The sequence below is a fragment of the Novosphingobium sp. DS6-6 genome (assembly GCF_057784975.1).
Genome location: NZ_JBYNTS010000001.1, coordinates 264443 through 291324, shown reverse-complemented (window position 1 = coordinate 291324; position 26882 = coordinate 264443). Strand labels below are relative to the sequence as shown.

Below are 26882 nucleotides of genomic sequence, written 5' to 3'. Positions count from 1 at the left end.
CCTAGATCTGCCCCTCGATCTGCCCCTAGATCTGCCAGCGTGCTCACGCGTCAAGCTCGTAGAGGTGAACCCCGCCATAGATGGAGGACCGGTCGCGGGCGGTGAAACCGGCGCTGGCCGTTTCGTGATAGGTCCAGCGATCCAGCACGTCGGGCGTGACGCGGCCGGGCAGCAGCGTGGGCTGGGCGGCCGTGCGGAACAGCACGCGCGCGCCCGGGCGGGCGGTGCGGGTGATCTCGCGCCACAGGGCATTGAGCTGGTCGTCGGTCATCCAGTCCTGCGCATCGAGCAGGACATAGCGATCGCGCGAGGCATCGGGCAGAGTGGCGAGATGTTCCGTGAAATTGGCGTGAAGCACGGTGACCCGCCCGGCCCGCGCACGCACGGTTTCCCAGTTGGCGGCGCGCAGATAGGGCGGCAGCGGCCCTTGGCTGTCGCGGGCATAGCCGCGGGCAAAGGCCTGCCAGGCGAAATAGTTTTCCTCGACGGGGAAGTCGCAGGCCAGCTTTTCCAGGCGGCGGCGCAGGACCTGGGCCATCGGCTCGTCGCCGGCCAGCGCGTCGAACTGGGCGGGCGGAATGCCAAGGCCGAAAAGCGCGGCGGGCTGATCGGTCAGCCAGCGGACGAAACGCTTGTCGAACACCGGCGCCAGCTCGCGCTCGAAAACGGCACGCTGGGCTTCCTGCGTGGGCGCGGCGAGAATCTGGGCCAGGTCGATGCGATAAAGCTTGGCCAGCAGATGGGCGACGCCGATGAAATTGCCAAGCAGGCCCCGCTTGTAGATGCCCTTGGTGAAACCGCCAATGCGCCGGCGGCCGATCAGATCGCGGCCTTCCCAATAGCGCCGCGTCGGCTCGTCGAGCAGGGGCACCAGGTGTTGGCGATAGGCGGCGATATTGGCCGGGCTGTCGGCCTGGGCGAAAAAGCGGTGGAACTGCGCATGATCGGGCAGGCCCTGCGCGGCCGCAAGCTTGAGCTTGTTGAGCGCGATGTGCGCCGTGTTGAGATCGACGGCCGTGATGCTTTCGGGATCGGCCACCAGATACGATAGCACGTTGCAGCCGCCGCTGGCGATCGCCACGATGCGGCTGTCGGGGCGGATCTGCAAAGCCTCCATGTCCACTTCCGGGTCTTCCCAGATCTGGGCATAGACGAGGCCGCGAAAGGCAAAGGCGAACGCGTGGTCAAGCAAGCGGTGAGCCACGCCCGTACCCTTGCGGACGACGGAGCGGGTGATCGGGTTGCTGCTATTGGTATCCGCCCGATTCTTTTGCAATTCCATAAGCTTGTCTTTCACGTTCGAAAGGGTTGCGGCGGTTTTAAGGCAGTGGCGTTGCGGTTATATGGCAATTTTGGCGGGATGCGCGGAAAACCGCCGCCGGGCAGCGGACGAATGCCGCTTTGGCGCGCAGCCCGCGGCATGAATGAGGACTTGGGTTTGTCATTTCCTTGTCCTATTGCGGCGTGCCACGGCCGCCCGGCCCATACCGGGCGGGCCGATACCCTGTTTTTGCGAATGATGGAGTGACCATGGCTCAGGTTCTTGTGATTGGCGCCGGCGGCGTCGGCTCGGTCGCGGTTCACAAGATGGCGATGAATACCGATATCTTTACCGGTATCGCGCTTGCCAGCCGCACCAGGAGCAAGTGCGATGCGATCGCCGCCTCGGTAAAGGAACGCACCGGCGTCGATATTGCCACCTATCAGATCGACGCGGACGACGTGGCGGCCACAACCGCCCTGATCCGCGAAGTGAACCCGGTGCTCGTCGTCAACCTGGCGTTGCCTTATCAGGATCTTGCCATCATGGATGCCTGTCTGGCGGGGGGCGTCCATTACATGGACACTGCCAACTACGAGCCCCGCGACGAGGCCCGGTTCGAATACAAATGGCAGTGGGCCTATCAGGACCGGTTCAGGGAAGCGGGTCTGATGGCTCTCCTGGGATCGGGTTTCGATCCGGGCGTCACGTCTGTCTTCGCCACGTGGCTCAAGAAGCACAAGCTCGACACGATCCGCACGCTCGACATTCTCGATTGCAACGGCGGCGACCATGGCCAGGCTTTCGCCACCAACTTCAACCCCGAAATCAACATCCGCGAAGTGACCGCCCCGGCGCGTCACTGGCTGAACGGCGAATGGGTGGAAACCCCGGCCCTGACCATTCGCCAGCAATTCGATTTCGAAGGGGTCGGCCCCAAGAACATGTATCTCATGTATCATGAGGAAATCGAAAGCCTGAAGACGCATCTGCCGGAAATCGAGCGGATCCGGTTCTGGATGACGTTCGGCGATGCCTATATCACCCATCTCACCGTGCTGCAGAACGTGGGCATGACGCGGATCGATCCGGTCGTCTATGAAGGCAAGGAAATCGTTCCGCTCCAGTTCCTCAAGGCCGTGCTGCCGGAACCGGCCTCGCTCGGCGCGACGACCAAGGGCAAGACCAACATCGGCGATATTGCCACGGGCACCAGGGATGGCGTCGAAAAGACGTTCTACATCTACAACATCTGCGATCATGAAGAGGCCTATGCCGAAACCGGCAACCAGGCGATCAGCTATACCACCGGTGTTCCGGCGATGATCGGCGCGGCGCTGGTGGTGCAGGGGCTGTGGAAGGGGGAAGGGGTGTTCAACATCGAACAACTCGATCCCGATCCGTTTATGGACATGCTCAACCGGCACGGGCTGCCCTGGCAGGTGAAGGAACTGGCGGGGCCGCTGCCGTTCTGATCGCCCGACCAGGTCTTGCGGGATCGCCCTGATCGACTGCTGGCGTGGCGCGTTGCCATTCCTGCCAAATGAAAGGCCAGTATCCAGTGGAAACCAGAGCCGGCGATCCGGGCGCCTTTGCCCATTTCGACCTGGGGCGGGTCGATAGCCCCGCATTCGTCGTGGATGTCCAGGCATTGCGCCGCAATCTGGCGACGCTTGCCGACATCCGCGATCGCGCGGGCATCAAAGTGCTCGCCGCGCTCAAGGCCTTTTCGATGTGGCAGGTGGCGCCGATCGTGGGCGAGTACCTCGATGGCGTGTGCACGTCCGGCTTGTGGGAAGCCAAGCTGGCGGCCGAGCATTACCGGGGCGAGATCGCCACTTATTGCGCGGCTTACAAGGCAGAGGACCTGCCCGAGATCTGCGCGCTTTCCGATCACGTCATTTTCAATTCACCGTTCCAGATCGCGCGGTTCGCGCCCGTGCTGGAAGCGGCGCGTGCCGCCGGCAAGCGTTTCGACGTGGGCCTGCGCATCAATCCGCTCCATGCCGAGGGCGAAGTGCCGCGCTATGATCCTTGCGCGCCGCATTCCCGGCTGGGCTTTCCGGTGGACCAGTTGCGTGCCGAGCATCTGGAAGGCGTTTCGGGCCTGCATTTCCACACCCTGTGCGAGCAGGACTTCGCGCCGCTGCGCCGCACCTGGGACGCGCTTCATCCGTGTATCGCACCGTTTCTGGACCGGTTGACCTGGCTTAACTTCGGTGGCGGCCACCACGTGACGCGGGCCGATTACCAGCGTGACGATCTGGTGGAATTTCTGCGCGATGCCAAGGCGCGAACCGGCTGCGAGATCTATCTCGAGCCGGGAGAAGCGGTGGCTCTCGACGCCGGCATTCTGGTGGGCACGATACTCGATCGGCATTGGAACGGCATGGATATCGCCATCACCGACATATCCGCCACCTGTCACATGCCCGACGTGATCGAGGCGCCCTATCGCCCCGCGATGCTCGGCGAACTGCCGATCGACGAATACGAGGACGGGGCAGGGGACGCCCCGGTACGGCTGGGCGGGCCGTCGTGCCTCGCCGGCGACGTGATCGGCGACTACCGGATGAGCGTGCCGGCCGAGCCAGGCACGCGTTTCGCGTTTCTGGATCAGGCGCATTACTCGATGGTCAAGACCACCACGTTCAACGGCGTCCCGTTGCCTTCGATCTGGCTGTGGGACAGCGCCAGCGACCAGCTCGATCTCGTCCGCAAGTTCGCTTACGAAGATTTTCGCGATCGCTTGAGCTGATGGGGAAATAGCATTGAAAATCAAAATTTTGAGCGTTTCCATCAACTGATCCCCTGCGACTGGCCGGGGCTTGGCCGCGCCGATCGGCGGAAGCGAATGTGACAGATTTGTGAAACGGGAATTTTTTCGCTTGAAGTTCCCCCCCTTCGCCTTATTTAGCGCTTCCTCGCTGCCCCATGGGGACTTCCAAACCGCAAGGCAGCTTTTGTTCAACGTTCCGTTTGGGGGTCCCTTGAGTTGCACATTCATCCTGATGCACGGGCTGTAGTTCGCGCCACCGCGCCTGACCAACCCGCCATTCTGAACCGCCCGCATGCAGCTGCGCGCGCCGCCCGCTTCTTTGTCGAGAAGTTTCCGGGCAAGTCGCTCTATGCGGTCAAGGCCAACCCTTCGCCCGATCTCCTGCGCGTGCTGTGGGATGCCGGCGTGACGCATTATGACGTGGCCTCGATCGCCGAGGTCAAGCTGGTGCGTGCAACGCTGCCCGATGCCACGCTGTGCTTCATGCACCCGGTCAAGGCACCGCGGGCCATTGCCGAGGCCTATCATACGTTCGGCGTGCGCACGTTCAGCCTCGATTCGCTCGACGAGCTGGAGAAGATCCGCGAAGCGACCGGCAATGCCAGCGACCTTACGCTGTGCGTGCGTCTGCGCGTTTCGTCGGAACATTCCGAGTTGAGCCTGGCTTCCAAATTCGGCTGCGATCTGGTCGACGCGCGCGAGCTTTTGCAGCAGACGCGCCAGCTTGCCGATTGCCTGGGCGTCTGCTTCCATGTCGGCAGCCAGGCGATGAGCCCGCATGCCTATGTCCTGGCTCTGGAAAAGGCTCGCGCGGCGATCGTCGATGCAGCGGTGACCGTGGACATCATCGATGTCGGCGGCGGGTTCCCGTCGGTCTATCCCGGCATGGAGCCGCCGCCGCTCGAAGACTATTTCGCGCTGATCGACCGCACGTACGAATCGCTGCCGGTGTCCTATTCGGCCGAACTGTGGTGCGAGCCGGGCCGTGCGCTCTGCGCCGAATACAACTCGATGATCGTGCGCGTGGAAAAGCGCCGCGAGAACGAGTTGTTCATCAACGACGGCGCTTATGGCGCGCTGTTCGATGCCGCGCACGTAGGCTGGCGTTTTCCCGTGCGCCTGCTGCGCGACGGGGCGGACATCGATGCCGGCGGACTGGTCCAGGCGGAAGATTTCAGCTTCTATGGCCCCACCTGCGACGACATGGACTATATGGAAGGGCCGTTTCCGCTGCCCGCCGACGTCCGCGTGGGCGACTATATCGAGATCGGCATGCTCGGCGCCTATGGCGCGGCAATGAAGACGGCGTTCAACGGCTTCGAAGCGGTGGAAACCTATACCGTTGCCGACGAGCCGATGGCCAGCCAGTACAACGGCACCCGGCGCACCAAGCGCGCCGGCGACAACGTGGTGTCGTTGCGCTGAATAGGCAAATTGCGTCGTAGGAGAAAAGCCCTGCCGGGGATGTTCGGCAGGGCTCTTTTCATTCTGCGCGGCAGGCTGGCCTCCGCGCAGAACGATTTTCAGAATTTCACCCCCGTCGTAATACGGAAATACCGGCCCATGATCGCGTCGAAATAGCGGGTCGTGCTGGTGGTGGTAATGCGATAGGGGAACGGCACGTTACGGTTGAACACGTTGTTCACGTTAAGCCTGATGCTGAACCTGTCGTTTACGTTGACGCCAAGCGCGGTGTTGAACAGCACATAGGCGTTGACTCTTGAATACTCATAAACCGAGTCATCGGAATTCACGGAAACGCGCGACGGGCCATAGTACGTTGCCTGCCACAGCCAGTTGAACTTGCGCGTGACGTAGTTTGCCGTCGCCGTAAAATTGTCCGTTGGTTCGCCGATCGAGCCTGATGTTCTGGTCAGGTCGCCCTCGCCAATCTGATAATAGTGGCGGAACGTGTGCAGATAATTGAAATCGAACATCAATGTGCCGGCAGACGCCCTCAGGCCCAGTCGTTCGAGCGGCAGATTGAACTTGGCTGAGGTTTGCAGGCCGCGAAACACTTCCAGCCCAATGTTGTAATTCCCCTCGGTAAAGCTGGTCACCTGGCCGTTGGCGTCGCGGGTGAAGGTGTTGCAGTAGCTGCTCGATCCGGTGGCCGAGTCATAGCAGGCGTTCATCAGGTCAGTCAGGCCCAGGTTCTCGATCTTGTTGCGGAGCTTGATGTTCACGTAATCCGCGGTGATCGAAAGACCGGGTATGAAGCTGGGCTGGAAGACCCCGCCAATAGTCCAGCTGTTTGCCACTTCGTTCTGCAGATTGGGATTGCCGCCCGAAGTACCCTGGGCCGTGTAATCGGCTACATTCGACGTGAAGTTGGCGGGAAGGCCGGCCGCTGCGCAGTTTGCCGCGCGCCGCGTCGGGTTGGGACCTTGATTGATGAAGCGGGCATCGCAGGGGTCGTCGGCCGTGTTGAAGATCGAACTGGTGGGTGCAAATAGCTCGGTGATGGCAGGCGCGCGGAACGATCGGGTATAGTTTCCGCGCAATGTCAGCGCCTGAACCGGGGCATAGGTGGCGCCGCCGGTATAGGTCCAGAACCCGCCGGTCATGCTGTTGTTCACGTAACGCCCGGCAGCATTGAGATCGAGCCGGTAGACCGCCGGCACGTTGTTGTCGGCCGAAATGACCGGCAGATCGAGTTCTGCGAATCCTTCGTTGGTGTAGTAGCTGCCCGCGACAGCCTCGATCGGGATGGAGTTGCCGTACTGCGTCCGGGTGCCATCGCCATTGTCCTGACCTCTGTAAAAGGCGCCAGGTTCGAAACTGGCGCTTTCATAGCGGCGTTCGTACCCTAGCACGAACTTGACCAATCCGCCCGGCAGCTTGAACATGTCGCCCTTGATATCGGCGATAATGTCGGACTGCTTGTTGATCTGGCGGGTCTGGGCGATCGCCGTGATGTAATCCCGTGCCGCCTGGCTTGCCTGATTCACGCCGAAAACGTTCAGCGGCGCACAAGTGCTGCTGATCGTGGGATAAGGCGAATTGGTATAGCCCGGGGCGCACACAATGTTGCCGCTGGCATCGGTAGTGGCATTGAGTGCATTGTTGTAATTCTGGGTCACGATTTCACGCGATGTTGTGCGAGATATGACACGGCCATAAGTCGCATTGATTTCCCAAGAGAACTTGCGGTCGCCAAGCGTGAAATCGCCACTCACGCCACCCACGAACCGCAAGAGATCAGTGCCGGTACGGAACGCGCCGGTGGCAAGATCGGTATTCGCGCGGGCGAGGTAAAACGTGCCGGTGTCCTGTCCCGCTGCTGCAAGGTTGCTGATAATCGTCGCACGATCGGCAGCGCTCAGATAGGGATTGGCCGTGCTGAGAACGAGGTTTCCGTTGGTCTCACCGGCGTTCGCGAATAACGCCGTATTGTAGAACGGCTGGTCCGCCACGTTCGTGGCATAGTTGCGGCTGAACCAGACTTCGCCGTTGAAATGGATATTGTCGCTGAAATCGTAGTGTGCCAGCACGGTGCCCTGATAGCGTTCCGAATCGACCAGGAAATTGCTGTAATCGCTGATCGCGAAACCGTCCCCGCCGGCTTGATAGAGGCTGCTACCGGTCAACTGGCCATTGCCGAACGGAACCAACTGGCCCGAACGGTTGAAATAGAGCGCCTGACCGGCGGAATTGGTGATTGCCCCGAATGACTGCCCGCTCAGAACGGGCAGGCTGTCGCTGACCATGGGCATGCCGGTGTTGGTGAAGACGTTGTAGCGCTGCCCACCGCCATAAAGCTGCTGGGCATAGTTCGACGGCTGAACGGAGGTGCCGAAGAACGAGGACGAGCCGCCGAAATTTGTCGGGCGCTGATAGCCAGCGATGCCGTACTGGCGATCGTAGAAGAAGTTGGCGGTGATATTGCCGCGGCCTTCGCCGAAGTTCTTTCCAACAAGAGCGGAAAAATTATAGTTCTGCCCGTCGCCATGTTGCGAGATGCCGGTCGAAGCATTGAGTTCGGCCCCCTGATAGTTCTTCTTGAGCAGGACGTTGACAGTGCCGGCGATTGCATCCGAGCCATAGATCGGCGCACCGCCGACCGAGACCACTTCGATCCTATCCACCAGAGAGGGCGCGATCTGCCCAAGATCGACAGGGTTGCCGGCCACGGCCCCGAAAATCGAGGAGGACGCCGGGCTGACGAAGCGCATGCCGTTGACCAGCGTGAGCGTGCGCTGCGAACCCAGGTTGTAAAGGTTGGCAAACGTCTGGCCGGCGCCATAGCTACCTTGCGTGCCGGCGACACTATTGGCGGGCACGCCGAAACCGGGCAATTGCAACAATGCCTGGCCAACGTTGGTAAAGCCGCGCTGTTCGATCAGCGTGCTGTCCAGTGTTGCGACCGGCTGATCGGTGATCGGCGCCCTGGCGATGCGCGATCCGGTGACGACGATTTCCTCCGCCGGCGTCGGGGCTGGCGGTTCGCCGGGCATGGATCGTGGAGCAGGTACGGCGTCGGTGGATTGCGCTTGCGCCATGCCACTCCATGCCAGCGGCAGGACCATCGACACTGTGGCAGCCAAAGCGCGCAGACGGCGCTGCGAGAAGGACATCGCGATCATAAAGCCCTCATGTTGTTACATGTGGGACTAAATTTGACGCACAGATGTTCGAATGCAACAATTTTATGGAATTTCTTCCATAGCTTACCAGGCTGTTGTGTTTATGTTACACTACATTATGATTTGTTAATTGGAGACGCAAACCGTCATAATGCAGCACGGACATGCCGAACGTACGGCGGAGGGCGGGCGTTATCGGTGCGCCAATATTTTACAGCAGGGATGGATGGCCAGGGCGCGCGCTCGACGCGCCATTTCCCTGCTTGCGTCGGCAGATCGAATCAGGCCGCCCGGCGTTGCGCCGTTTCCAGTTCGAGTCGCTCCCAGATCTCGACCAGAGCGCGCGTCAGGTCTTCCATCATTGTCTCGGTATGGGCAGGCCCAGGGGTGAAGCGCAAACGCTCGGTGCCGCGGGGAACGGTGGGGAAATTGATCGGCTGCACGTAGACGCCGTATTCGGCCAGAAGAATGTCGGATACCTTCTTGGCGCGAACGGGATCGCCCACCATCAGCGGCACGATATGCGTGGTGCTGTCCATCACCGGCAGCCCGGCATCGCGGAACAGGCGCTTGAGCGTCGCGGCGGCGGCTTGCTGGGCCTCGCGTTCCACGCTCGAGGACTTGAGATGGCGCACCGAGGCGAGCACGCCGGCGACCAGGACGGGCGAAAGCGAGGTCGTGAAAATGAAGCCGGGGGCATAGGAGCGGATCACGTCGATGATCCGGCTGTCAGCGGCGATATATCCGCCCATCACGCCAAAGGCCTTGCCCAGCGTGCCTTCGATGATGTCGATGCGGTGGGCTGCCTCGTCGCGATCGGTAATGCCGCCGCCGCGCGGGCCGTACATGCCCACCGCGTGCACCTCGTCGATGTAGGTGAGCGCGTTGTACTTTTCGGCCAGGTCACAGATCGCGTGGATCGGCGCCACGTCGCCATCCATCGAATAGACGCTTTCGAACGCGATCAGCTTGGGCAGCGCCGGGTCGGTCTCGGCCAGAAGCTGCTCAAGGTGTTCGACGTCGTTATGGCGGAAAACACGTTTCTCCGCCCCCGAGTTGCGGATGCCGGCGATCATGCTGGCATGGTTCAGTTCATCGGAAAAGATCACGCAGCCGGGCAGGATCTTGGCCAGGGTCGACAGCGTCGCGTCGTTGGAAACATACCCCGACGTAAACAGCAATGCCCCCTGCTTGCCATGCAGATCGGCCAGCTCAGCCTCGAGATCGACGTGATAATGCGTGTTGCCGCCGATATTGCGGGTGCCGCCCGAACCGGCCCCGACGTCGTGCAGCGCTTCTTCCATGGCGGCGACGACTTTGGGGTGCTGACCCATGGCGAGATAATCGTTGGAACACCAGACGGTGATGGGCTTGGGGCCGTTGTGGCCGGCAAAGCAGCGCGCGTTGGGATAGGCGCCCTTGTTGCGCAGGATATCGATGAAAACACGGTAACGACCTTCGGAATGCAGGCGATCGATGGCAGCATCAAAAATCTGGTCGTAATTCACTGCCTGCTGCTCCTTCACGCCCGGATCGCTCTGCTTGGAAGCGCGGCCGGGCGGCCGTATCCTTGCCAGGTTTTCCTGCCGCTTTACCGCAATCGAACCCGCCCAGCGATGAACGACCTGGGCTGATCCTGGTTAATCCCGTCCTTTGTTCGCGGCCTTTCCTCATAAGCATCCGGCGCGATCATTTGATCGGGCTTCTACTCTCCCAGACGAAGTCTTGCCAAGTGACTTTTGCGCCATCTGTGATCGGGGCTGTCATACTTCGGTATCGGATAAGCGCAAAAGCGGCCGCCGCCCCCGGGCTTCAGGCCTTACCCCCGAGCGCAAGCCCATAGCCCGAGAGGACCGGAGCCAGTTCCGCAACCGCATCGTCCATAAGGGTAAACAGTGCGATATCGGCCGCACGCCGGGCAAAGGCCTGGCCCTGGGTGAGAAAGGCGATCCGCCGGGCAATGCCGTCCGAACCATCGACAAAGCGCACGCCCGGGCCGAATGCCTGCGCCAGTTCCGGCTCGATCAGCGGGAAATGCGTGCAGGCAAGCACGACCGTATCGATGGCGCGGCCGCCGTCCTGATCGTGCAGGGCCTCTGCCGCGCGGGCAAAGACGGCTGGATCGGCGATGTGCCCGCGCAGCCGCGCTTCGGCCGCAGCGACCAGTTCGGGCGCGCCATGGCGCAACAGGCGCTTGTCTGCCGCAAATTCGGCCTCCAGCCGATCGACATAGCCCTGGCGAATGGTGGCTTGCGTGCCCAGCAGCCCGATCACGCCGGTCCTGGTCATGGCAGCGGCCGGCTTGATCGCCGGCACGGTGCCGACGATCGGCACTTCCAGCACATCGCGCACCGAGGCAAGGGCGATCGTGGAAGCCGTATTGCAGGCAATGCAGACCAGGCGCGGTCGCAGCCGCTCGGTCAGCCGGCCCAGCAGCCCCGAAACGCGCGCAGCGATCTGTGCCTCGGTCTTGGTGCCATAGGGCAGGCCGGCATTGTCGGCCACATAGATGACCGGCGCCTGGGGCAGAACCTGGCGCAGCCTGGCCAGAACGGACAGCCCGCCCACGCCGGAATCGAACAGAAGGATCGGCGCATCGGCCGATGGCGGCACGGCGGGAACGGAGGCTGTGGCATTCATCGGCGCGGTTCTAGCGATAGTGGTGGCAAAAAGGGAAGGCCTGCCGCCTTGTGCCACCTTCCGGATGGCTGCGCGCGCGGCTAAGAGCGGCAGCGTGACCCACTATTTCGTCCTTGCCGCCTGCGCGCTCGCCTATCTGCTCGGCTCGATCCCGTTCGGCCTGATTCTTACCCGCGCAACCGGCGTGGGCGATCTGCGTGCCATCGGATCGGGCAATATCGGCGCCACCAATGTCCTGCGCACGGGGCGCAAAGGGCTGGCGGCCGCGACACTGCTGCTCGATCTGCTCAAAGGTGCGGCTGCGGTGTGGCTGGCACGGGCGCTGGTGCCCGGCAGCGAAGGGCCGGTGGCGCTGGCGGCGGTGCTCGGCCATTGCTTTCCGGTCTGGCTGCGGTTCAAGGGCGGCAAAGGCGTCGCCACCACGATGGGCGTGGCTCTGGGCCTGGCATGGCCGATCGGTCTTGCCTATGCGGCGGTGTGGCTGGGCGTGCTGGCCCTGGTGCGGATTTCCTCGGTCGGCGGAATGGCGGCCGCATGCGTCGCGCCGCTTGCCGCGCTGGCCACCGGTAACGCCCGCCATGCCATGGTGCTGGTGCTGATCGCGGTGTTGGTGGTGTTCCTCCATCGCGCCAATATCGCCCGCCTTCTTGCCGGTACGGAGCCGAAAGTGGGCGGGAAGAAAAGCCGAGGCGAAAGCGGGGCATGACGGCCGGCATGGACGAAATCCCGGCAGCGACGCTTTCCGCCGACGAGGCAATGGCGCGGCTGCGCCTGCTGCGCTCGCCCAACGTGGGGCCGGTTTCCTATTATCAGTTGCTGCGTCGCTTCGGCACGGCGGGCGCGGCGGTGGAGGCCTTGCCCGGTCTGGCGGCGCGTGGGGGCGCCCCCTATCGACCTGCCGATGCCGCGCGCGTGGCGGCCGAGACGGCAAAGGTGCGCGCGCTGGGCGGGCGTTATCTTTTTCACGATTCGCCGCAATATCCCGCCCTGTTGCGGCAGACCGACGCACCGCCACCGATCCTGACCATGCGTGGCGACGCGGCGTTGCTCGCGCGGCCGGCCGTGGCACTGGTGGGCGCACGCAATGCCTCTGCCGGGGCGATGCGCCTTTCGCGCGAATTCGGCGCGGCGCTGGCAGCGGCCGGTTTTGCCGTCGTATCCGGCCTGGCGCGCGGGGTGGACGCGGCGGCGCACAAAGGTGCGCTGGTATCCAGCGCGGCGGCACGGGGCGGCGGCACGATCGGCGTGATCGCGGGCGGCCTCGACACTAGCTATCCGCCTGAAAACGCAGATCTTCAGGCCCAGATCGCGGCGCAAGGCATCCTGCTGGCGGAGATGCCCCCGGGCACCGAGCCACAGGCGCGCCATTTCCCGCGCCGCAATCGCATCATTGCGGGCCTGTGCGCCGGCACCGTGGTGGTGGAAGCCGCACCCAGATCCGGGTCGCTGATCACCGCGCGCCTGGCAGCAGAGGCGGGACGCGAGATCATGGCCATTCCCGGCTCTCCGCTCGATACGCGTAGCCAAGGCTGCAACCAGCTTATCCGTGACGGCGCGGTTCTGGTGCAAACCCCGGAAGACGTGATCGAACTGCTGGAAAGCTTCACCGGCACGCCGCGCTCCACCTTCCACGAACCGCCGACGCTGCCCATGGATGCCGATGCCCTGGCCGATGACGCGCCCGCCGATATTGCCGCCTTGCTGGGCACGGCACCGGTGGCGGTGGATGAAATCGTGCGGCAGAGCGGCGCGCCGGCCGGATCGGTGCAGCTTGCGCTGATCGAACTGGAACTGGCCGGGCGCCTGGTTCGCCACGCCGGGGGACGCGTTTCGCTTGCCTGAGCAAATCGTGAAACGCGGGTCTTGACGCGACGGGCCACCCGCCTCCACCCTCGCACGTACGTATACGCGTAAGGACGCTTCGCCAGTCGCCATGCAGCTTGTCATCGTAGAATCCCCGGCCAAGGCCAAGACCATCGAAAAATACCTGGGCCCCGGTTACAAGGTCCTGGCCTCGTACGGCCATATCCGCGATCTGCCGGTCAAGGACGGGTCGGTGCGCCCGGACGAAGACTTTGCCATGGATTGGGAGCTTTACGGCGACAAGCAATCGCGCGTGAAAGCGATCACCGATGCCGCGAAAGAGGCCGACGGCCTGATTTTGGCGACCGACCCCGACCGCGAGGGAGAGGCGATTTCCTGGCACGTGCGCGAGCTTCTGGCCAAGCGGCGCGCGCTGCCCAAGGCCGTTTCCCGGGTCACGTTCAACGCCATCACCAAGCAGGCGGTGACATCGGCGATGACCGCGCCGCGCGATCTCGATCAGGATCTGATCGATGCCTATCTGGCGCGCCGTGCGCTGGATTACCTGTTCGGCTTCACGCTTTCGCCGGTCTTGTGGCGCAAGTTGCCGGGGGCCAAGTCTGCCGGGCGGGTGCAATCGGTGGCCTTGCGCCTGATTGTGGAGCGCGAGCGCGAGATCGAGACGTTCAAGGCACAGGAATACTGGTCGGTCGTCGCGCGGATGGAACACGACGGCACCGCTTTCGTGGCGCGGCTCGTCAAGTACGACGGCGCCAAGCTCGATCGTCTTTCGCTTGGCGACGAAGGCAGCGCGATGGCGGCGCGAGCGGCGGTGGAAGCGGCCACGTTCCGGGTGGAAGAAGTTGACGTACGCCCCACGCGGCGCAATCCGTCGCCGCCGTTCACCACGTCGACCCTGCAACAGGAGGCTGCGCGCAAGCTGGGCTTTTCAGCCAGCCATACGATGCGCGTGGCGCAGACACTGTATGAAGCGGGCGCCATCACTTACATGCGAACGGATGGCGTGCAGATGGACCCGAGCGCCATCGACGCTGCCCGCCGGGCAATTTCCGAGCGCTATAACGGGCATTTCCTGCCCGAAAAGCCCCGCCTTTACGAAACCAAGGCGAAAAACGCCCAGGAAGCGCACGAGGCGATCCGCCCCACCGATTTCATGCGCGATCGCCACGGCAGCGGCGACGAGGCGCGGCTATACGATCTGATCTGGAAGCGTGCGCTGGCCAGCCAGATGGCCTCGGCCGCGATCGAGCGCACCACCGTGACTTTGCGCGAAGGGACGGGCAGGCACGAATTGCGCGCCACCGGCCAGGTGGTGAAATTTCCGGGCTTCCTGGCGGTTTACGAAGAAGGCCGCGATCAGAAACCCGATGCCGACGATGACGAGAGCAGCCTGCTGCCGATGCTGAACAAGGGCGATTGTCCGGTCAAGCACGGGGTCGACGCCGCGCAGCATTTCACGCAGCCGCCGCCTCGCTATTCCGAAGCGAGCCTGGTCAAGCGCCTGGAGGAGTTGGGCATCGGGCGGCCTTCAACCTATGCCGCCACGCTCCAGGTGCTGAAAGACCGCAACTACGTGCGGATCGAGAAGAACCGGTTCTTTGCCGAGGAAAGCGGGCGCATGCTGACCGCGTTTCTCGAACGATTCTTCGAGCGCTATGTGGCCTATGACTTCACGGCCGGAATGGAGGACGAGCTGGATGATGTGTCTGGCGGTCGCGCCGCGTGGAAGCAGGTGCTGGCGGAATTCTGGCGCGATTTCAAACCCAAGTCTGACGAAGTGATGGAGAAGAAGCCCAGCGAGGTGACCGCCGAGCTGGATGTTTTCCTGGAAGAGTACCTGTTCCCGCCACGCGCCGACGGACACGATCCGCGCGAATGCCCGAAATGCGGCGTGGGGCGCCTGTCGCTGCGTGGCGGCCGGTTCGGGGCTTTCATCGCCTGTTCCAACTATCCCGAGTGCAAGTTCACCCGCAAATTCGCCCAGCCCGGCGGCAACGGGGAAGGCGGCGAGGGTGAGGATGGAGCGCTGGGCAAGGACCCGGAAAGCGGCCTTGAGATAACCCGCCGATCCGGCCGCTTCGGCCCGTACATCCAGCTTGGCGAGGGGAGCGAGGCCAAGCGTGCCTCCATTCCCAAAGACATTCCCGAACTGGATCTGGACTGGGCACTGAAGCTGTTGAGCTTGCCGCGCGAAGTGGGGATGCATCCCGAAACCGGCAAGCCGATCACTGCCGCGATCGGGCGTTACGGCCCCTATCTGGCGCATGACGGCAAGTATGCCCGCCTGAAATCGACCGCAGAGGTTTTCGACACCGGCATGAATGCGGCCGTGGTGCGCCTTGCCGAAGCGGCCAACGGGGCTGGAGGGCGGGGCGCCCGGACAGCGGCCGAACCGCTCAAGACCTTTGGGGCGCATCCCGTTTCTGGCGGAGAGATCAAGCTGATGGCGGGGCGTTACGGCCCTTATGTCACCGATGGAACGACCAATGCCACGCTGCCGCGCGACAAGCAGCCGGAAAGCCTTACGGCCGAGGAAGCGGTCGCGCTGATCGACGAGCGCGCGGCCAAGGCTCCGGCCAAGGGGAAAAAGAAAGTCGCGGCGAGGAAGCCCGCCGCGCCCGGCAAAGCGGCAGCAAAGGCGGCAGCAAAGAAAGACGGTGCTTCGCCCAAAGCCCCCGCTGTCAGAAAGAAGAAGGTCGCGGCCGAATAAGGCCTGCTTTCCGCGCCGGACGGCAAAGGCCCCGGGCGCGTCAGGCGCCGTGGCGCGGCACGAACAGGCCGAAGGAGCGGGTGCCCAGGTTCAGCGTGGCGACGCGCGCATAATGACGCGAAAGGGTTTGCAGCACCATGGCGCGGGTGCGCAGGTTTGGCGCATAAGGATCGGGCGCCTCGTTGATCACGACCGCGCCGGGGCGGCTGGCCATGATCCGCTGCACTTCGGTCAGCGTGTCGATACCCAGCGCGTGTTCCTCGAAGCGGCTGGATAAGTGCGCGGGAAAGGCATAGCGGGTGGGCAGGCACGATCCGGTTGCACTGTAAAGCGCGCTGTCCCCGTCATAGACATAGAGGCAATGGCCGGCACGGATATAGGGACGGATCGCCGATGCCGCACGATCGAGATCGGTGTTCGATCCGAACTTCTGGGCCTGCACGGCCGTGGCCCCCAGGCCTGCGCCCAACCCCACGATGAACAGCACGCGGCGCAGCCGGCCGGTCCGGCGACAGGTGCCGTCGAGCGCCGGCGCGGCCAGAAGGGCCAGCGGGATAAGCACGGGCGCGGCATAATGATCGTACCAGGTGCCCGGCGCGAGCACGCCGACGACCGCGAAGCCGAGCCACAGCCACAAGGCCCGGCGAACCGGGGTGTTGCCGGGCCGGGCCGTGCGCATCCGGTGGCCAAGGACCAGGGCGACGTAGAACGGGGTAAGGGCGACCGCCACTTTGAACAGGCGGAACGACGCTTCGCCCCAATCCTGCCCGCGGCCGAGGATCGAGAAGAAGTTGGCAACGATGAATGCATTCGCCTGGCCGTCTGCGGCATAGGCGGCAAAGGTTATGGCGGTGGGCAGCAGGGCCAGCGCTATCCAGACCGTCGCGGCGAGGGCGATACGGGGAACGTTCCAGCCCGCCCGCCATGCCGCCCACAGCAGCATGACGCCGAATCCGCTGCCTTCCACCACCACGCTCGTCTTGATCTGCAGGGCAATGCCCACCAGCGCCATGGCGGTGCAGCCGCGCCGCATCAGGGCCGGGTCGTGCGGGGGAGCCATGCCGGGCACTGTCTGTTCCGGCAGGCGTGCCAGTGCATCGAGTACCAGCATGGCCGCCAGGATCATCGGCAGATTGTAGAACACCGGCGTCTGGCCCATGCCGCAGTTGAACGCCATCAGATAGATCAGATAGGCAGCGCCGGCGAACATCGCGCCGCGTGGCCCGGAAACGTGGCGTGCAACCCGTGCGATCGCCACCGCCGTGGCCGCGGCGGCGGCAATGCCGATCAGTTGATAGGCCAACACGCCGTTCCCCGGCAAAGCCCGGGCCAAGCCAAAAATAAGGAACAGGCCCAGCGGTTTGCGATCCCAGAGGTCGACGTAGGGGATCATCCCGTGCCACAACTGGTCTCCCATCAGCAGGTAGAACTGTTCGTCGGTGTGAAACAGCGGATCGCCCAGCCAGGGCGCGCGGAGAATTACCGCCATCAGGAAAAACAGCGCAAAGGCCCGCATTTGCGACGGTTCGTTCAAAGCAGAGCCAGTACGACGGTATCCGCCAGATCCGCCGGCGCAGGCGTGAACGGCATCGCCACCCCGACGATCGTCTGGTTTACAAAGATCATGCGTCCCGTCATCGTTGCCTTGCGCGGTATGATCCGGTGCAGGATCAAGCGCGATCACTTGACCCAGTCAAGACCGATTTCCTCGTAGATTTCGCGGCTCTCGGCCCAGTTCTCTTCCACCTTAACGTGGAGGAAGAGATGAACCTTCGCGTCCAGCAACTGGGAAAGCTCTTTTCTAGCCGCTTCGCCGATGGCCTTGAGCTTGGCCCCGCCTTTGCCCAGCACGATCCCACGCTGGCTGTCGCGGGCGATCACGATCTGCTGATGGATCTCGATCGAGCCATCCTTGCGGTGCAGGTAGCTTTCGGGCCGCACCGCGCTGTCATAGGGCAGTTCGTCGTGCAACTGGCGGTATAGCTGCTCGCGGGTGATCTCTGCTGCCAGCAGGCGTTCCGATGCGTCGGAAACCTGATCTTCCGGATAATGCCACGGACCGTCGGGCATCAGCGCGGCAAGACGGGCTTTCAGTTCCGGCACGCCGTCGCCGGTCAGGGCGGAAACGAAAAACACTTCGTCGAACTGGCCCTGACCGCTCAATTCTTCGGCCACGACCAACAGTGGTTCCTTGGGCGTTGCATCGACCTTGTTGAGCACCAGCATCTTGCGTTCGGGCCGGGTGGCCAGCGATGCCAGGATCGGTTCGAGATATTCGCGCTTCTTCTTGCGGGCATCGACCACCAGCAGGATCGCGTCGGCGGCGCTGGCGCCTTCCCAGGCCGCGTTCACCATCGCCCGGTCCAGCCGGCGGCGCGGCTCGAACAGGCCGGGCGTATCGGCCAGCATGATCTGGGCACGTCCTTCCAGGGCAATGCCCATCAGGCGCGCGCGGGTGGTCTGCGCCTTGGCCGACACGATAGCGACTTTCTGCCCGACCAGCGCATTGACCAGCGTGGACTTGCCGGCATTGGGCGCGCCGATCACGGCCACCAGCCCGCAGGACTGGTCTGCGATCGCATCGCCGGGGCTGGAAACGGGATCTGTCATCAAACCAGAATGAACCTTATGACGTTGGCGAACAAGCGCCAGGTGCTGCGGACAAAGGCAATGCCGATCGGTCGGTCAGGCAAACTGCATCAGAAAATCGCGCGCGGCCGCCGTTTCGGCTTCCTGTTTGCTCGATCCGCGCGCCTGGGCAAGACCCACGCCTTTCACTTCCACGCTCACTGTGAACGTTGCGGCGTGATCCGGCCCTTCGCGGCCGATCAGGGTATAGACAGGCGGGCGGCGGCGGTTGCCTGCGGCCCATTCCTGTAACGCTGCCTTGGGATGTTTGCGCTGCCCCGCGCCGGCACGCATCGGCTTGTCCCAGCAGCGGCGCACGAAATCACGTGCGGCGGCAAAGCCGCGTTCCAGGAACAGGGCGCCGATCAGCGCTTCCATCACGTCGCCAAGGATATTGTCGCTTTCGATGCCGCCATCGTCGCGCGCCTGCTTGCCCAGGCGGATATGCGCCGGGACGCCCAGCGCGCGCGCGACATCGGCGCAGGTCTCACGGCTGACCAGCGCGTTCAGCCGCTGCGACAGCTTGCCTTCGGCGGCATCGCTGTCTTCGTGCAGCCATTCGGCCACGGCCAGGCCCAGCACGCGGTCGCCCAGGAACTCCAGACGCTGGTAATCGCGTGCCTCGCCCAGCGAACCGTGGGTAAGCGCGTCGAGCCAGAGAGTGGGCTGGCTGACTGGTGCGGCCGTCAGTTCCGCCAGGAAAGCGGCGGTATCGGGGGACAGCGAGGTGGTCAGAACGTGCCCCCGATGCGGTGCCAGCGCAGCGCCGTGAACCAGGTCCAGGGGAGGAACCAGTTCGCGGAACCGTCGGTCGACCACATCACGATCGTGGCGCGGCCTACCAGGTTGTCCTGCGGCACCAGGCCGATGCCGCCTCCTTCGATCGCGGGGAAGCGGCTATCCATCGAATTGTCGCGATTGTCGCCCATCAGGAACAGCTTGCCTTCCGGCACGATCACCGGCGGCGTATCGTCCTGCGGGCGATAGCCCAGATCGAGCACTTTGTACGTCCTGCCGCCGGGCAGCGTTTCCTGAAACTGCGGATAGTGGCAGGTCTGCCTGCCATCGGCCTCGGTCACCGCGAAATCGGGCGAGATGCAATCGGTGTTGGCCGAGACCGGGATGACGAAATCGACCACTTTCACTTTGGGCACGGCCTTGCCGTTGAGATGCAGCACGCCGCCGATCATCTGCACCGTATCGCCCGGAACGCCGACCACGCGCTTGATGTAATCCACGTCATTGCCCGGTGGCGCTTTGAAAATCACCACGTCGCCCCGATTTGGCTGGCTGGCGAGAATGCGCCTGGGCAGAAGCGGCAGGCTGAACGGCAGGGAATAGCTGGAAAACCCGTAGGGCCATTTTGCAGCCAGCAGATAATCGCCGTTTTCCAGGCGGGGCAGCATCGATTCCGAAGGAATGTTGAACGGCGAAAAGAAGAAGCTGCGGAAGATCGCCACGATCAGCACCAGCTTCACCAGAAAGACCGGAAAACTGTCTTCCTTTTTCTGTTTCTTCGCCGGCGGTGCCGCGGGGGCCGGGCCTGCGGGCGTTTCTTCGGGGGAGCCGGTGGGTTCGGGCGTCTGATTCATCGGATGGGTCATGTGGAGGGTCAAGGCATCCGTCAAGCGGGAATGCACGTGCCATAGCGCCAGGTCAAAGCGTTTGCACGATGCGTTCGTCGAGCGATGTCCCGGGTTGGAAGATCGTGCGCAAGCGGGCATGACAGGGCATCCCGCAACCGCGCAGAGGACAGCATACAATGGCAGGACAGGACGCAGCAAACGAACGCGCCGCGCTGTGGCGGGCGCTTGAGGCGCTGGAAGTGCCGACGCTTTCCGCGCTTTTCGCCGATCCTGCGCGCCTTGATGGCTATGCGACGACGCTCGACCTTCCGGGCGGCCCGATTCGCTTCGACTGGTCCAAGACTCATCTTTCCGCACCGGCAGAGGCCGTTCTGCGCGAACTGGCCAATGCGGCGGATTTCGCGGGCAAGCGGAACGCGCTGCTGTCGGGCGCGAAAATCAACAATACCGAAGGGCGCGCCGCCGAACACACCGCGCAGCGCGGCGTGGGGGCCGAAGCCAGCGTGGAAGAAGCGCAGGCCCTGCATGCCCGGATGGCGCTTCTGGTCGATGCCATCCACGAAGGCGTGCTGGGCGAGGTCAAGAGCCTGATCCATATCGGCATCGGCGGTTCGGCGCTTGGCCCGGCGCTGGCGATAGACGCCCTGGCACGCGACGAAGCCAAAGTGGCCGTGCACGTGGTTTCCAACATCGATGGCTGCGCGCTGGAAGCGGCCATGAAGCAATGCGATCCGGCCACGACGCTGATCGCTATCGCTTCCAAGACCTTTACCACCACCGAAACCATGACCAATGCCGCGAGCGCGCTGGAATGGTTGCGCGAAGGCGGCGTGGCCGATCCCTATGGCCGGATCGTGGCCTTGACCGCGGCGCCTGAAAAGGCGGTGGAATGGGGCGTTGACGAAACCCGTATCCTGCCCTTTTCCGAAACGGTCGGCGGGCGCTACTCGCTGTGGTCATCCATCGGGTTTCCGGTGGCGCTGGCGCTGGGCAACGAAGCGTTCGCCGCGTTTCTCGACGGCGCGCGCGCGATGGACGAGCATTTTCGCGACGCCCCGATCGGCGAAAACGTGGTGATCCGCGCCGCCTTTGCCGACTTGTTCTATGCCCAGGCGATGAAATGCCAGACCCGCGCGGTCTTCGCCTATGACGAGCGGCTGGCGCTGCTGCCCGACTATCTGCAGCAGCTTGAAATGGAATCGAACGGCAAGCGCGTGCTTGCCGACGGTTCGCCGCTTGACCGGCCCAGCGCGCCGGTGACGTGGGGCGGGGTGGGCACCGACGCGCAGCACGCCGTGTTCCAGTTGTTGCATCAGGGCACGCATCTGATCCCGGTCGATTTTCTGGCGGTGAAAGTGCCGGGCCACGATCTCGACCCGGTGCATCACCAGATCCTGCTGTCCAACTGCTTTGCGCAAGGGGCAGCCTTGATGGCGGGCCAGGCGAGCCACGACGGCGCGCGCGCCTATCCCGGCAATCGCCCTTCGGCCACGATCCTGTGCGACGATCTCAATCCCGCAACGCTAGGGGCGCTCATCGCTTTTCACGAGCATCGCGTTTTCGCGTCGGCCATGGTTCTGGGCATCAACCCGTTCGATCAGTTCGGTGTGGAACTGGGCAAGGCGATTGCAAAGAAGATCGACGCCGGGGGCGGCGAGGGATTTGACGCCAGCACCGAAGCGCTGCTTGCCGAGGCCGGGATCGGCGCGGCCTGACATTTGCCGGCCTGATGGATTTTGCGCCGATGAAGGGCTGGCGCCGGGCCGGCTTCGTCGCCATATCCGGCGCCGGTATCGCTCTGCCCCGTGAAAGGCCCGTGTCATGCAGGAACCCGCTTACGATTATGACCTGTTCGTGATCGGAGCCGGATCGGGCGGCGTACGCGCCAGCCGCATCGCTGCGGGATATGGCGCGAAAGTGGCCATTGCCGAAGAGTATCGCATCGGCGGAACCTGCGTGATCCGCGGCTGCGTGCCCAAGAAACTGCTCGTCTATGGTTCGCATTTTGCCGAGGAACTGCAGGACGCGGCCAATTACGGCTGGACCGTGGAGAAGATGACGTTCGACTGGCCAACCTTGCGCGATGCGGTGGCCAGGGACGTCGATCGGCTGAACGCGGCCTATACCAGCACGCTCGACTCCAACCAGGTCGAGCATTTTCTCGAACGCGCGACGATCACCGGGCCTCACAGCGTAAGGTTGTCGGGCGGACGGGAGATCACTGCCAGGATCATTCTGGTGGCGGTGGGCGCCTGGCCGGTGATGCCGGAGTTCGAAGGTGCCGAACACTGCATCACTTCGAACGAGGTGTTTCACCTGGAAAGCCTGCCGCGCCGCGTGGTCATTGCCGGGGCCGGCTATATCGCGCTTGAGTTTGCGGGCATTTTCAACGCCCTTGGCAGCCATGTCACCGTCGTCAACCGCAGCGAGACGGTGTTGCGCAGCTATGACGCGGCGCTGCGCGACAGACTGCTGCAGATCACCATGGCCCGCGGCATCGAATACAAGTTCAACTGCGGTCTGGAACGGGTGGAAAGGCACGACGACGGGCGCCTGCTCGTCCACATGAAAGGCCAGCCCGATCCGCTGCCGGCCGATGCGGTTCTCGTGGCCATCGGGCGCCGTCCCAAGACCGACGGGCTGGGTCTGGAAAACGCCGGGATCGTGCCGGGCGAACATGGCGAGATCGTGGTGGACGATACCGGGCAGACCTCGTGCCCCAGCATCTATGCAGTGGGTGACGTGACCGATCGCGTGCAGTTGACGCCGGTTGCCATCCGCGAAGGGCATGCCTTCGCTGATCGCGTGTTCGGCGGCAAGGACACGCGCGTTTCCTATGACTGCATCCCCAGCGCGGTGTTTTCGCAGCCGCCGCTGGCCAGCGTGGGATTGACCGAAGCCCAGGCCCGCCAGAAGCTGGGCAACAACGTCAAGGTTTTCACCTCGGATTTCCGCCCGATGAAAAACGTCTTTGCCCATCGCCACGAGCGCGGGCTTTACAAGCTGATCGTCGATGCGCAGACCGACCGCGTGCTGGGCGTTCACCTGATCGGTCCGGAGGCGCCCGAAGTGCTGCAGGCGGCGGCGATCGCGGTGAAAGCCGGGCTGACCAAGGCCGATTTCGATGCCACCGTGGCGTTGCATCCCTCGATGGCCGAGGAACTCGTGCTGATGCGCTGATCCCGCCACTTTGGCGTTGAACTGTGGCGCAGGTGCGATAAACTGCGCGACGGGACGGGCGGGGTTTGGAATCATGAACGATGGCAGCGGGACCGTGCTGGTCACGGGGGGATCCGGCTATATCGCGGGATATGTAATTCGGGCGCTGCTCCAGGATGGCTGGACCGTCAACACGACGGTGCGCGATCTGGCATACGAAGCGCCGTTGCGGGCGCAGCTGGGCGGTACCTATGCCTCATTGCGGTTCTTTCAGGCAGATCTGCTTAACGATGGCGGATGGCGCGCGGCCATGGATGGCTGCAGCCACGTCTGCCACGTCGCTTCGCCATTGAGCGTCGATGCACCGCGTCACGAAGACGAACTGATCCTGCCCGCGCGCGAAGGGGTGCTGCGCGCCTTGCGTTTTGCCCGCCAGGCCGGGGTACGCCGCTTCGTGCAGACCTCTTCGACCGCAGCCATCGCCTATGGCCACGGCAAAGGCACCCGCCGCTATACCGAAGCGGACTGGACCGACCTGGAGGGGCCGGGCGTCTATGCCTATGCCAAATCCAAGACCGTGGCCGAGCGTGCCGCGCGCGCATGGATCGCGCGTGAAGGCGGGGGCATGGAATTCGTTTCGGTCAACCCTTCGGTTGTCTTGGGGCCGGTGTGGGGCCACGACTATTCCGCCTCGATCGAGGTGGTGCGCCGGCTGCTGGCGGGGGCCGTGCCGGGATGCCCCGATCTGGGCTTTGGCGTGGTCGACGTGCGCGATGTGGCGGCCTTGCACGTGCGCGCGCTGACCGAGCCGGGGATCGACGGAGAACGCTTCATCGCGTCCGGCCCGTTCCTCAAGATGATCGACGTGGCTCGCATCCTGCGCCAGGAACTGGGGGGCCAGGCGCGGCGCGTGCCGATGCGGCACTTGCCCGACTGGATGGTTCATGCCCTGGCTCTGGTAAGCCCGATGGTGCGCCAGATCACGGGCGAACTCGGCAACGTGCGCGACGCCGATGCCACCCATGCGCGGACGCGGTTGGGCTGGGCCACGCGGCCGGTGGAGCAGACCATCGCCGATTGCGCGAACAGCCTGATTGCGACCCGCGTGGTGCCGGCCTGAACCGGGATCAGATTCCCGCCCACCATTGATAGCCCGACCGGTCTTCCCAATAACCGCCCTTGCCGCCGTAAAGCGCGTCAAGGGCGGCGACCAGTTCCACCCGCATCACGTATTTTGCCTGCTTATAGCCCAGTTGCCGCTCCACCCGCAAACGCAGCGGCGCGCCATGGCCCACGGAAAGCGGCTGGCCGTTCATGGTGTGGGCAAGAATCGTCTGCGGATGCAGTGCCTCGCTCAGATCGATCGATTCGTAATAGGGCGTACCCGAAAAATCGTCGGCGCAGTGGAACACGGCATAGCGGGCCTGGGACAGGGCACCGGCGCCTTGCAGCAGCAGTGCCAGCGGCACGCCGGTCCATTGCCCGATGGCGCTCCACCCCTCGACGCAATCGTGGCGGGTGATCTGCGTGCGCTGGGGCAGGGCGCGCAGCTGCGCCATGCCCAGTGCCAGGGGCCGCGCCACCAGCCCGTCGATGCGCAATTGCCAGTCGGCAAAGCCGCGATCGAGATGAGCAAGGTATGCGGCGGCCGTCGGCCGGATATTGCCGTTGACGCGGAATACGGGCGAAATGTCCGCCGCGGAATATTCGGGCGCCAGTGCCTGGCCGGCGATCAGCCGCTGCGCGCTGCGGTTGGCCTTTTCGCCCAGCGAAAGCACCGAGGTTGCGGTGGGCGAGGCGACGATGCGATCGCATCCCGATAGCAGCAGTCCGCCCGAGCCGGCCAGCATCGCACGGCGCGAAAATACCGTCATGGCCGACGCTCGGGCGGCAGGCGATACCAACCGGTAATCATCGCGCGCAATTCGTTCAACGGCCCGGCAAGCATCACCATGGCCAGATGCAAGGCGATGAACAGCGCCATTCCCAGCGCGCAGAGAAAATGGATCGAACGGGCCGATTGCCGCCCGCCCAGCATCTCGAGCAGCCAGGGGAAGGCCGCGTTCATGGCCGGCGACATGGCAAGGCCGGTCGCGATCAGCAATGGCAGGATGCCGAGCAGCACGGCAAGATAGGCGATTTTCTGCAAGGGGTTGTAATGCCGCGCGGCTTCTCCGCGAGGCAGGCGCAGTCGCAGGTGCTGTTTCAGATCGTGCAGCAGCGCGCCGATCCGCCGCTCCTGGCGCGAAAGCGCAAGATCGCGGCGAAAGTGCCCGGAAACCAGAGCATAGACCAGGAAGCACAGGAGACTGAGAGTCAGGGTCCAGGCGCCAAGGAAATGCCAGCCCCGCGCCAGCGAAAGGTTATAGTGGGACGGCAGCGTGACGAGCGGCGGAAAAGCCAGGGCGGTGTTCTGCGCATAGCCGACCAGGCCGGTCGTCGGCCATTCGCGGCCGGCGAGCAGCAGATAGCCGCGCGTGCCGTGGTTGCCGATTTCCAGCCAGGCCGGATCGAAGTTGGCACCCTGCTTGCCCCAGTAGAGCCGCGGGTGCGCGTTGAAGATCATCATGCCGCTCATCAGCATGACGAACACGCACAGCGCATTGATCCAGTGCCAGACCCGCACGGGCCAGCGGATGCGCAGAATGAGTGGAGATCGCTCCATCAGCCGATCATGCCCGAAATCGGCGCTCGCGTCTCATGGAAACGACCCGGCCGGACCGCCCGTCAAGCCTGTGGCCTGGCCTTGGCCATGGCCATGAGGGAGCGACGCGTGTGCCGGCGGTCCTGCGCGCCATGGTGGCAATAGGCGGGCACCGGGCGGATCGCCTGCCAGGCGGCGCGGCCGATCCAGGCGAGCTTGGCCTTGCTCGAAACCACCGTACGGCTGTGCCAGGCCTTGTCGCCGCGCGCCGCCACTTTGCGGGCGATGTCGCCATAGATGCCCGCGGCGGCCAGGATGGCCCAGCGCTGGCGCGGGCGCAGCCGGGCCGCGCCGATGCGGGCCGAACATTCATGGGCGCGGGCCATGGCGCAAAGCCGCCCGGCAAGCCGGGCCAGCGTGGCGCGGTGATGCGGTTTCAACTGCTCGCCCGGCGGCAGGTCGGCTTCGGCCAGCCATTCCGCCGGCAGATAGCAACGGCCGGCCGCATCGTCTTCGGCAAGATCGCGCGCGATGTTGGCCAGCTGAAACGCAAGACCAAGATCGGCGGCATGGTCAAGCGTGTCCTCGTCATCGGGGGCAACGCCCATGACGACGGCCATCATCACCCCCACCGCGCCCGCCACGTGCCAGCAATAGCGCATCATATCGGCTTCTGTGCGGGGCTGCCAGTCGGCCGCATCCAGCGCAAAACCTTCGATCACCGCATCGGCCATGGCCATGGTCAACCCGGTTTCCCGCGCGACGAGGCCCAATGCGTCGAACGAAGGGGTGCCGGTGGATTGCCCCGCCATGGCGCCGGCTGTCAGGCTGCGTACCAGAGCCAGCCGCTCGGCCGCCCCCGATTGATCGCCCAGTGCGCCGCCCATGTCCTGCGCATCGACGATATCGTCGCAGGCACGGCACCAGGCATAGAGCAGCCAGACGCGTTCACGCGTGGTCCTGTCGAACAGCGTGGAGGCCGCGGCAAAGCTTTTCGAGCCGCGCCGGATCGTCTCGCGCGCGGATGCCACCAGCGCGGCGCGGTGTGCGGTGGCCTGCGGCATC

Annotated in this window: 20 protein-coding genes; 9 read left to right on the top strand and 11 right to left on the bottom strand. The window is 64.0% G+C overall.

Annotated elements, in window-relative coordinates; translation table 11 throughout:
• Positions 1-43: 43 nt before the first annotated feature.
• Entirely contained in the window at positions 44-1282 is a 1239-nt protein-coding gene (locus AC3EDY_RS01360; protein ID WP_488570847.1) for a BtaA family protein, read from the bottom strand.
• Between the two features lie 248 nt (positions 1283-1530).
• On the opposite strand from AC3EDY_RS01360, the gene AC3EDY_RS01355 reads away from it, so the two are divergent.
• The 3 genes from AC3EDY_RS01355 to AC3EDY_RS01345 all read left to right on the top strand — a co-directional run bounded on the left by AC3EDY_RS01355 (position 1531) and on the right by AC3EDY_RS01345 (position 5465).
• Positions 1531-2736, top strand: a complete 1206-nt coding sequence (locus AC3EDY_RS01355) for a saccharopine dehydrogenase family protein (RefSeq protein ID WP_488570643.1) — start codon at positions 1531-1533, stop codon at positions 2734-2736.
• An 86-nt stretch (positions 2737-2822) separates the two neighbouring features.
• Complete coding sequence (locus tag AC3EDY_RS01350; RefSeq protein ID WP_488570846.1) at positions 2823-4019, top strand: carboxynorspermidine decarboxylase; 1197 nt, start codon at positions 2823-2825, stop codon at positions 4017-4019.
• A gap of 237 nt (positions 4020-4256) precedes the next feature.
• Positions 4257-5465: a type III PLP-dependent enzyme gene (locus AC3EDY_RS01345; protein ID WP_488570642.1), complete on the top strand. Its 1209-nt coding sequence runs from the start codon at positions 4257-4259 to the stop codon at positions 5463-5465.
• A 98-nt stretch (positions 5466-5563) separates the two neighbouring features.
• Here the strand turns inward: AC3EDY_RS01345 and AC3EDY_RS01340 are convergent, their stop codons facing one another.
• From AC3EDY_RS01340 to murI, 3 genes are all read right to left on the bottom strand, one after another.
• A complete protein-coding gene (locus AC3EDY_RS01340) occupies positions 5564-8626 on the bottom strand; it encodes a TonB-dependent receptor domain-containing protein (protein WP_488570641.1) in 3063 nt (1020 codons plus the stop codon).
• 281 nt (positions 8627-8907) lie between these two features.
• Positions 8908-10134 (bottom strand): 5-aminolevulinate synthase, encoded by a 1227-nt coding sequence (gene hemA, locus AC3EDY_RS01335; protein ID WP_488570640.1) that lies wholly within the window; start codon positions 10132-10134, stop codon positions 8908-8910.
• 304 nt (positions 10135-10438) lie between these two features.
• The gene (gene murI, locus AC3EDY_RS01330; RefSeq protein WP_488570639.1) at positions 10439-11266 is read right to left on the bottom strand and encodes a glutamate racemase; all 828 of its coding nucleotides are present in this window, start codon (positions 11264-11266) and stop codon (positions 10439-10441) included.
• Between the two features lie 64 nt (positions 11267-11330).
• On the opposite strand from murI, the gene plsY reads away from it, so the two are divergent.
• The 3 genes from plsY to topA all read left to right on the top strand — a co-directional run bounded on the left by plsY (position 11331) and on the right by topA (position 15800).
• Entirely contained in the window at positions 11331-11972 is a 642-nt protein-coding gene (gene plsY, locus AC3EDY_RS01325) for a glycerol-3-phosphate 1-O-acyltransferase PlsY (RefSeq protein ID WP_488570638.1), read from the top strand.
• A gap of 8 nt (positions 11973-11980) precedes the next feature.
• Complete coding sequence (dprA, locus tag AC3EDY_RS01320; protein ID WP_488570637.1) at positions 11981-13108, top strand: DNA-processing protein DprA; 1128 nt, start codon at positions 11981-11983, stop codon at positions 13106-13108.
• 91 nt (positions 13109-13199) lie between these two features.
• Entirely contained in the window at positions 13200-15800 is a 2601-nt protein-coding gene (gene topA, locus AC3EDY_RS01315) for a type I DNA topoisomerase (protein WP_488570636.1), read from the top strand.
• Between the two features lie 40 nt (positions 15801-15840).
• Here topA and AC3EDY_RS01310 read toward each other — a convergent pair whose 3' ends face one another.
• The 4 genes from AC3EDY_RS01310 to lepB form a co-directional block, all read right to left on the bottom strand.
• Positions 15841-17316, bottom strand: a complete 1476-nt coding sequence (locus AC3EDY_RS01310) for a hypothetical protein (RefSeq protein WP_488570635.1) — start codon at positions 17314-17316, stop codon at positions 15841-15843.
• Positions 17317-17480: 164 nt separating this feature from the next.
• A complete protein-coding gene (gene era / locus AC3EDY_RS01305) occupies positions 17481-18410 on the bottom strand; it encodes a GTPase Era (RefSeq protein ID WP_488570634.1) in 930 nt (309 codons plus the stop codon).
• A 75-nt stretch (positions 18411-18485) separates the two neighbouring features.
• Positions 18486-19187: a ribonuclease III gene (gene rnc / locus AC3EDY_RS01300; protein ID WP_488570845.1), complete on the bottom strand. Its 702-nt coding sequence runs from the start codon at positions 19185-19187 to the stop codon at positions 18486-18488.
• A complete protein-coding gene (gene lepB / locus AC3EDY_RS01295; RefSeq protein WP_488570633.1) occupies positions 19160-20020 on the bottom strand; it encodes a signal peptidase I in 861 nt (286 codons plus the stop codon). The genes rnc and lepB overlap by 28 nt, the downstream gene beginning before the upstream one ends.
• A gap of 170 nt (positions 20021-20190) precedes the next feature.
• Here lepB and pgi point away from each other — a divergent pair, with 170 nt between their 5' ends.
• The 3 genes from pgi to AC3EDY_RS01280 all read left to right on the top strand — a co-directional run bounded on the left by pgi (position 20191) and on the right by AC3EDY_RS01280 (position 24293).
• The gene (gene pgi / locus AC3EDY_RS01290) at positions 20191-21729 is read left to right on the top strand and encodes a glucose-6-phosphate isomerase (protein WP_488570632.1); all 1539 of its coding nucleotides are present in this window, start codon (positions 20191-20193) and stop codon (positions 21727-21729) included.
• 106 nt (positions 21730-21835) lie between these two features.
• The gene (gene gorA, locus AC3EDY_RS01285) at positions 21836-23194 is read left to right on the top strand and encodes a glutathione-disulfide reductase (RefSeq protein WP_488570631.1); all 1359 of its coding nucleotides are present in this window, start codon (positions 21836-21838) and stop codon (positions 23192-23194) included.
• A gap of 73 nt (positions 23195-23267) precedes the next feature.
• On the top strand, positions 23268-24293 hold the full coding sequence (locus AC3EDY_RS01280) for an NAD-dependent epimerase/dehydratase family protein (protein WP_488570630.1): 1026 nt from the start codon (positions 23268-23270) through the stop codon (positions 24291-24293).
• Positions 24294-24300: 7 nt separating this feature from the next.
• On the opposite strand, the gene AC3EDY_RS01275 is transcribed toward AC3EDY_RS01280, so the two are convergent.
• From AC3EDY_RS01275 to AC3EDY_RS01265, 3 genes are all read right to left on the bottom strand, one after another.
• Positions 24301-25047, bottom strand: coding sequence for a molybdopterin-binding protein (locus AC3EDY_RS01275; RefSeq protein ID WP_488570629.1), 747 nt, complete (start codon positions 25045-25047; stop codon positions 24301-24303).
• The gene (locus tag AC3EDY_RS01270) at positions 25044-25838 is read right to left on the bottom strand and encodes a cytochrome b/b6 domain-containing protein (RefSeq protein WP_488570628.1); all 795 of its coding nucleotides are present in this window, start codon (positions 25836-25838) and stop codon (positions 25044-25046) included. The genes AC3EDY_RS01275 and AC3EDY_RS01270 overlap by 4 nt, the downstream gene beginning before the upstream one ends.
• A gap of 62 nt (positions 25839-25900) precedes the next feature.
• Positions 25901-26881, bottom strand: coding sequence for a phytoene/squalene synthase family protein (locus AC3EDY_RS01265; protein WP_488570627.1), 981 nt, complete (start codon positions 26879-26881; stop codon positions 25901-25903).
• Position 26882 lies beyond the last annotated feature (1 nt).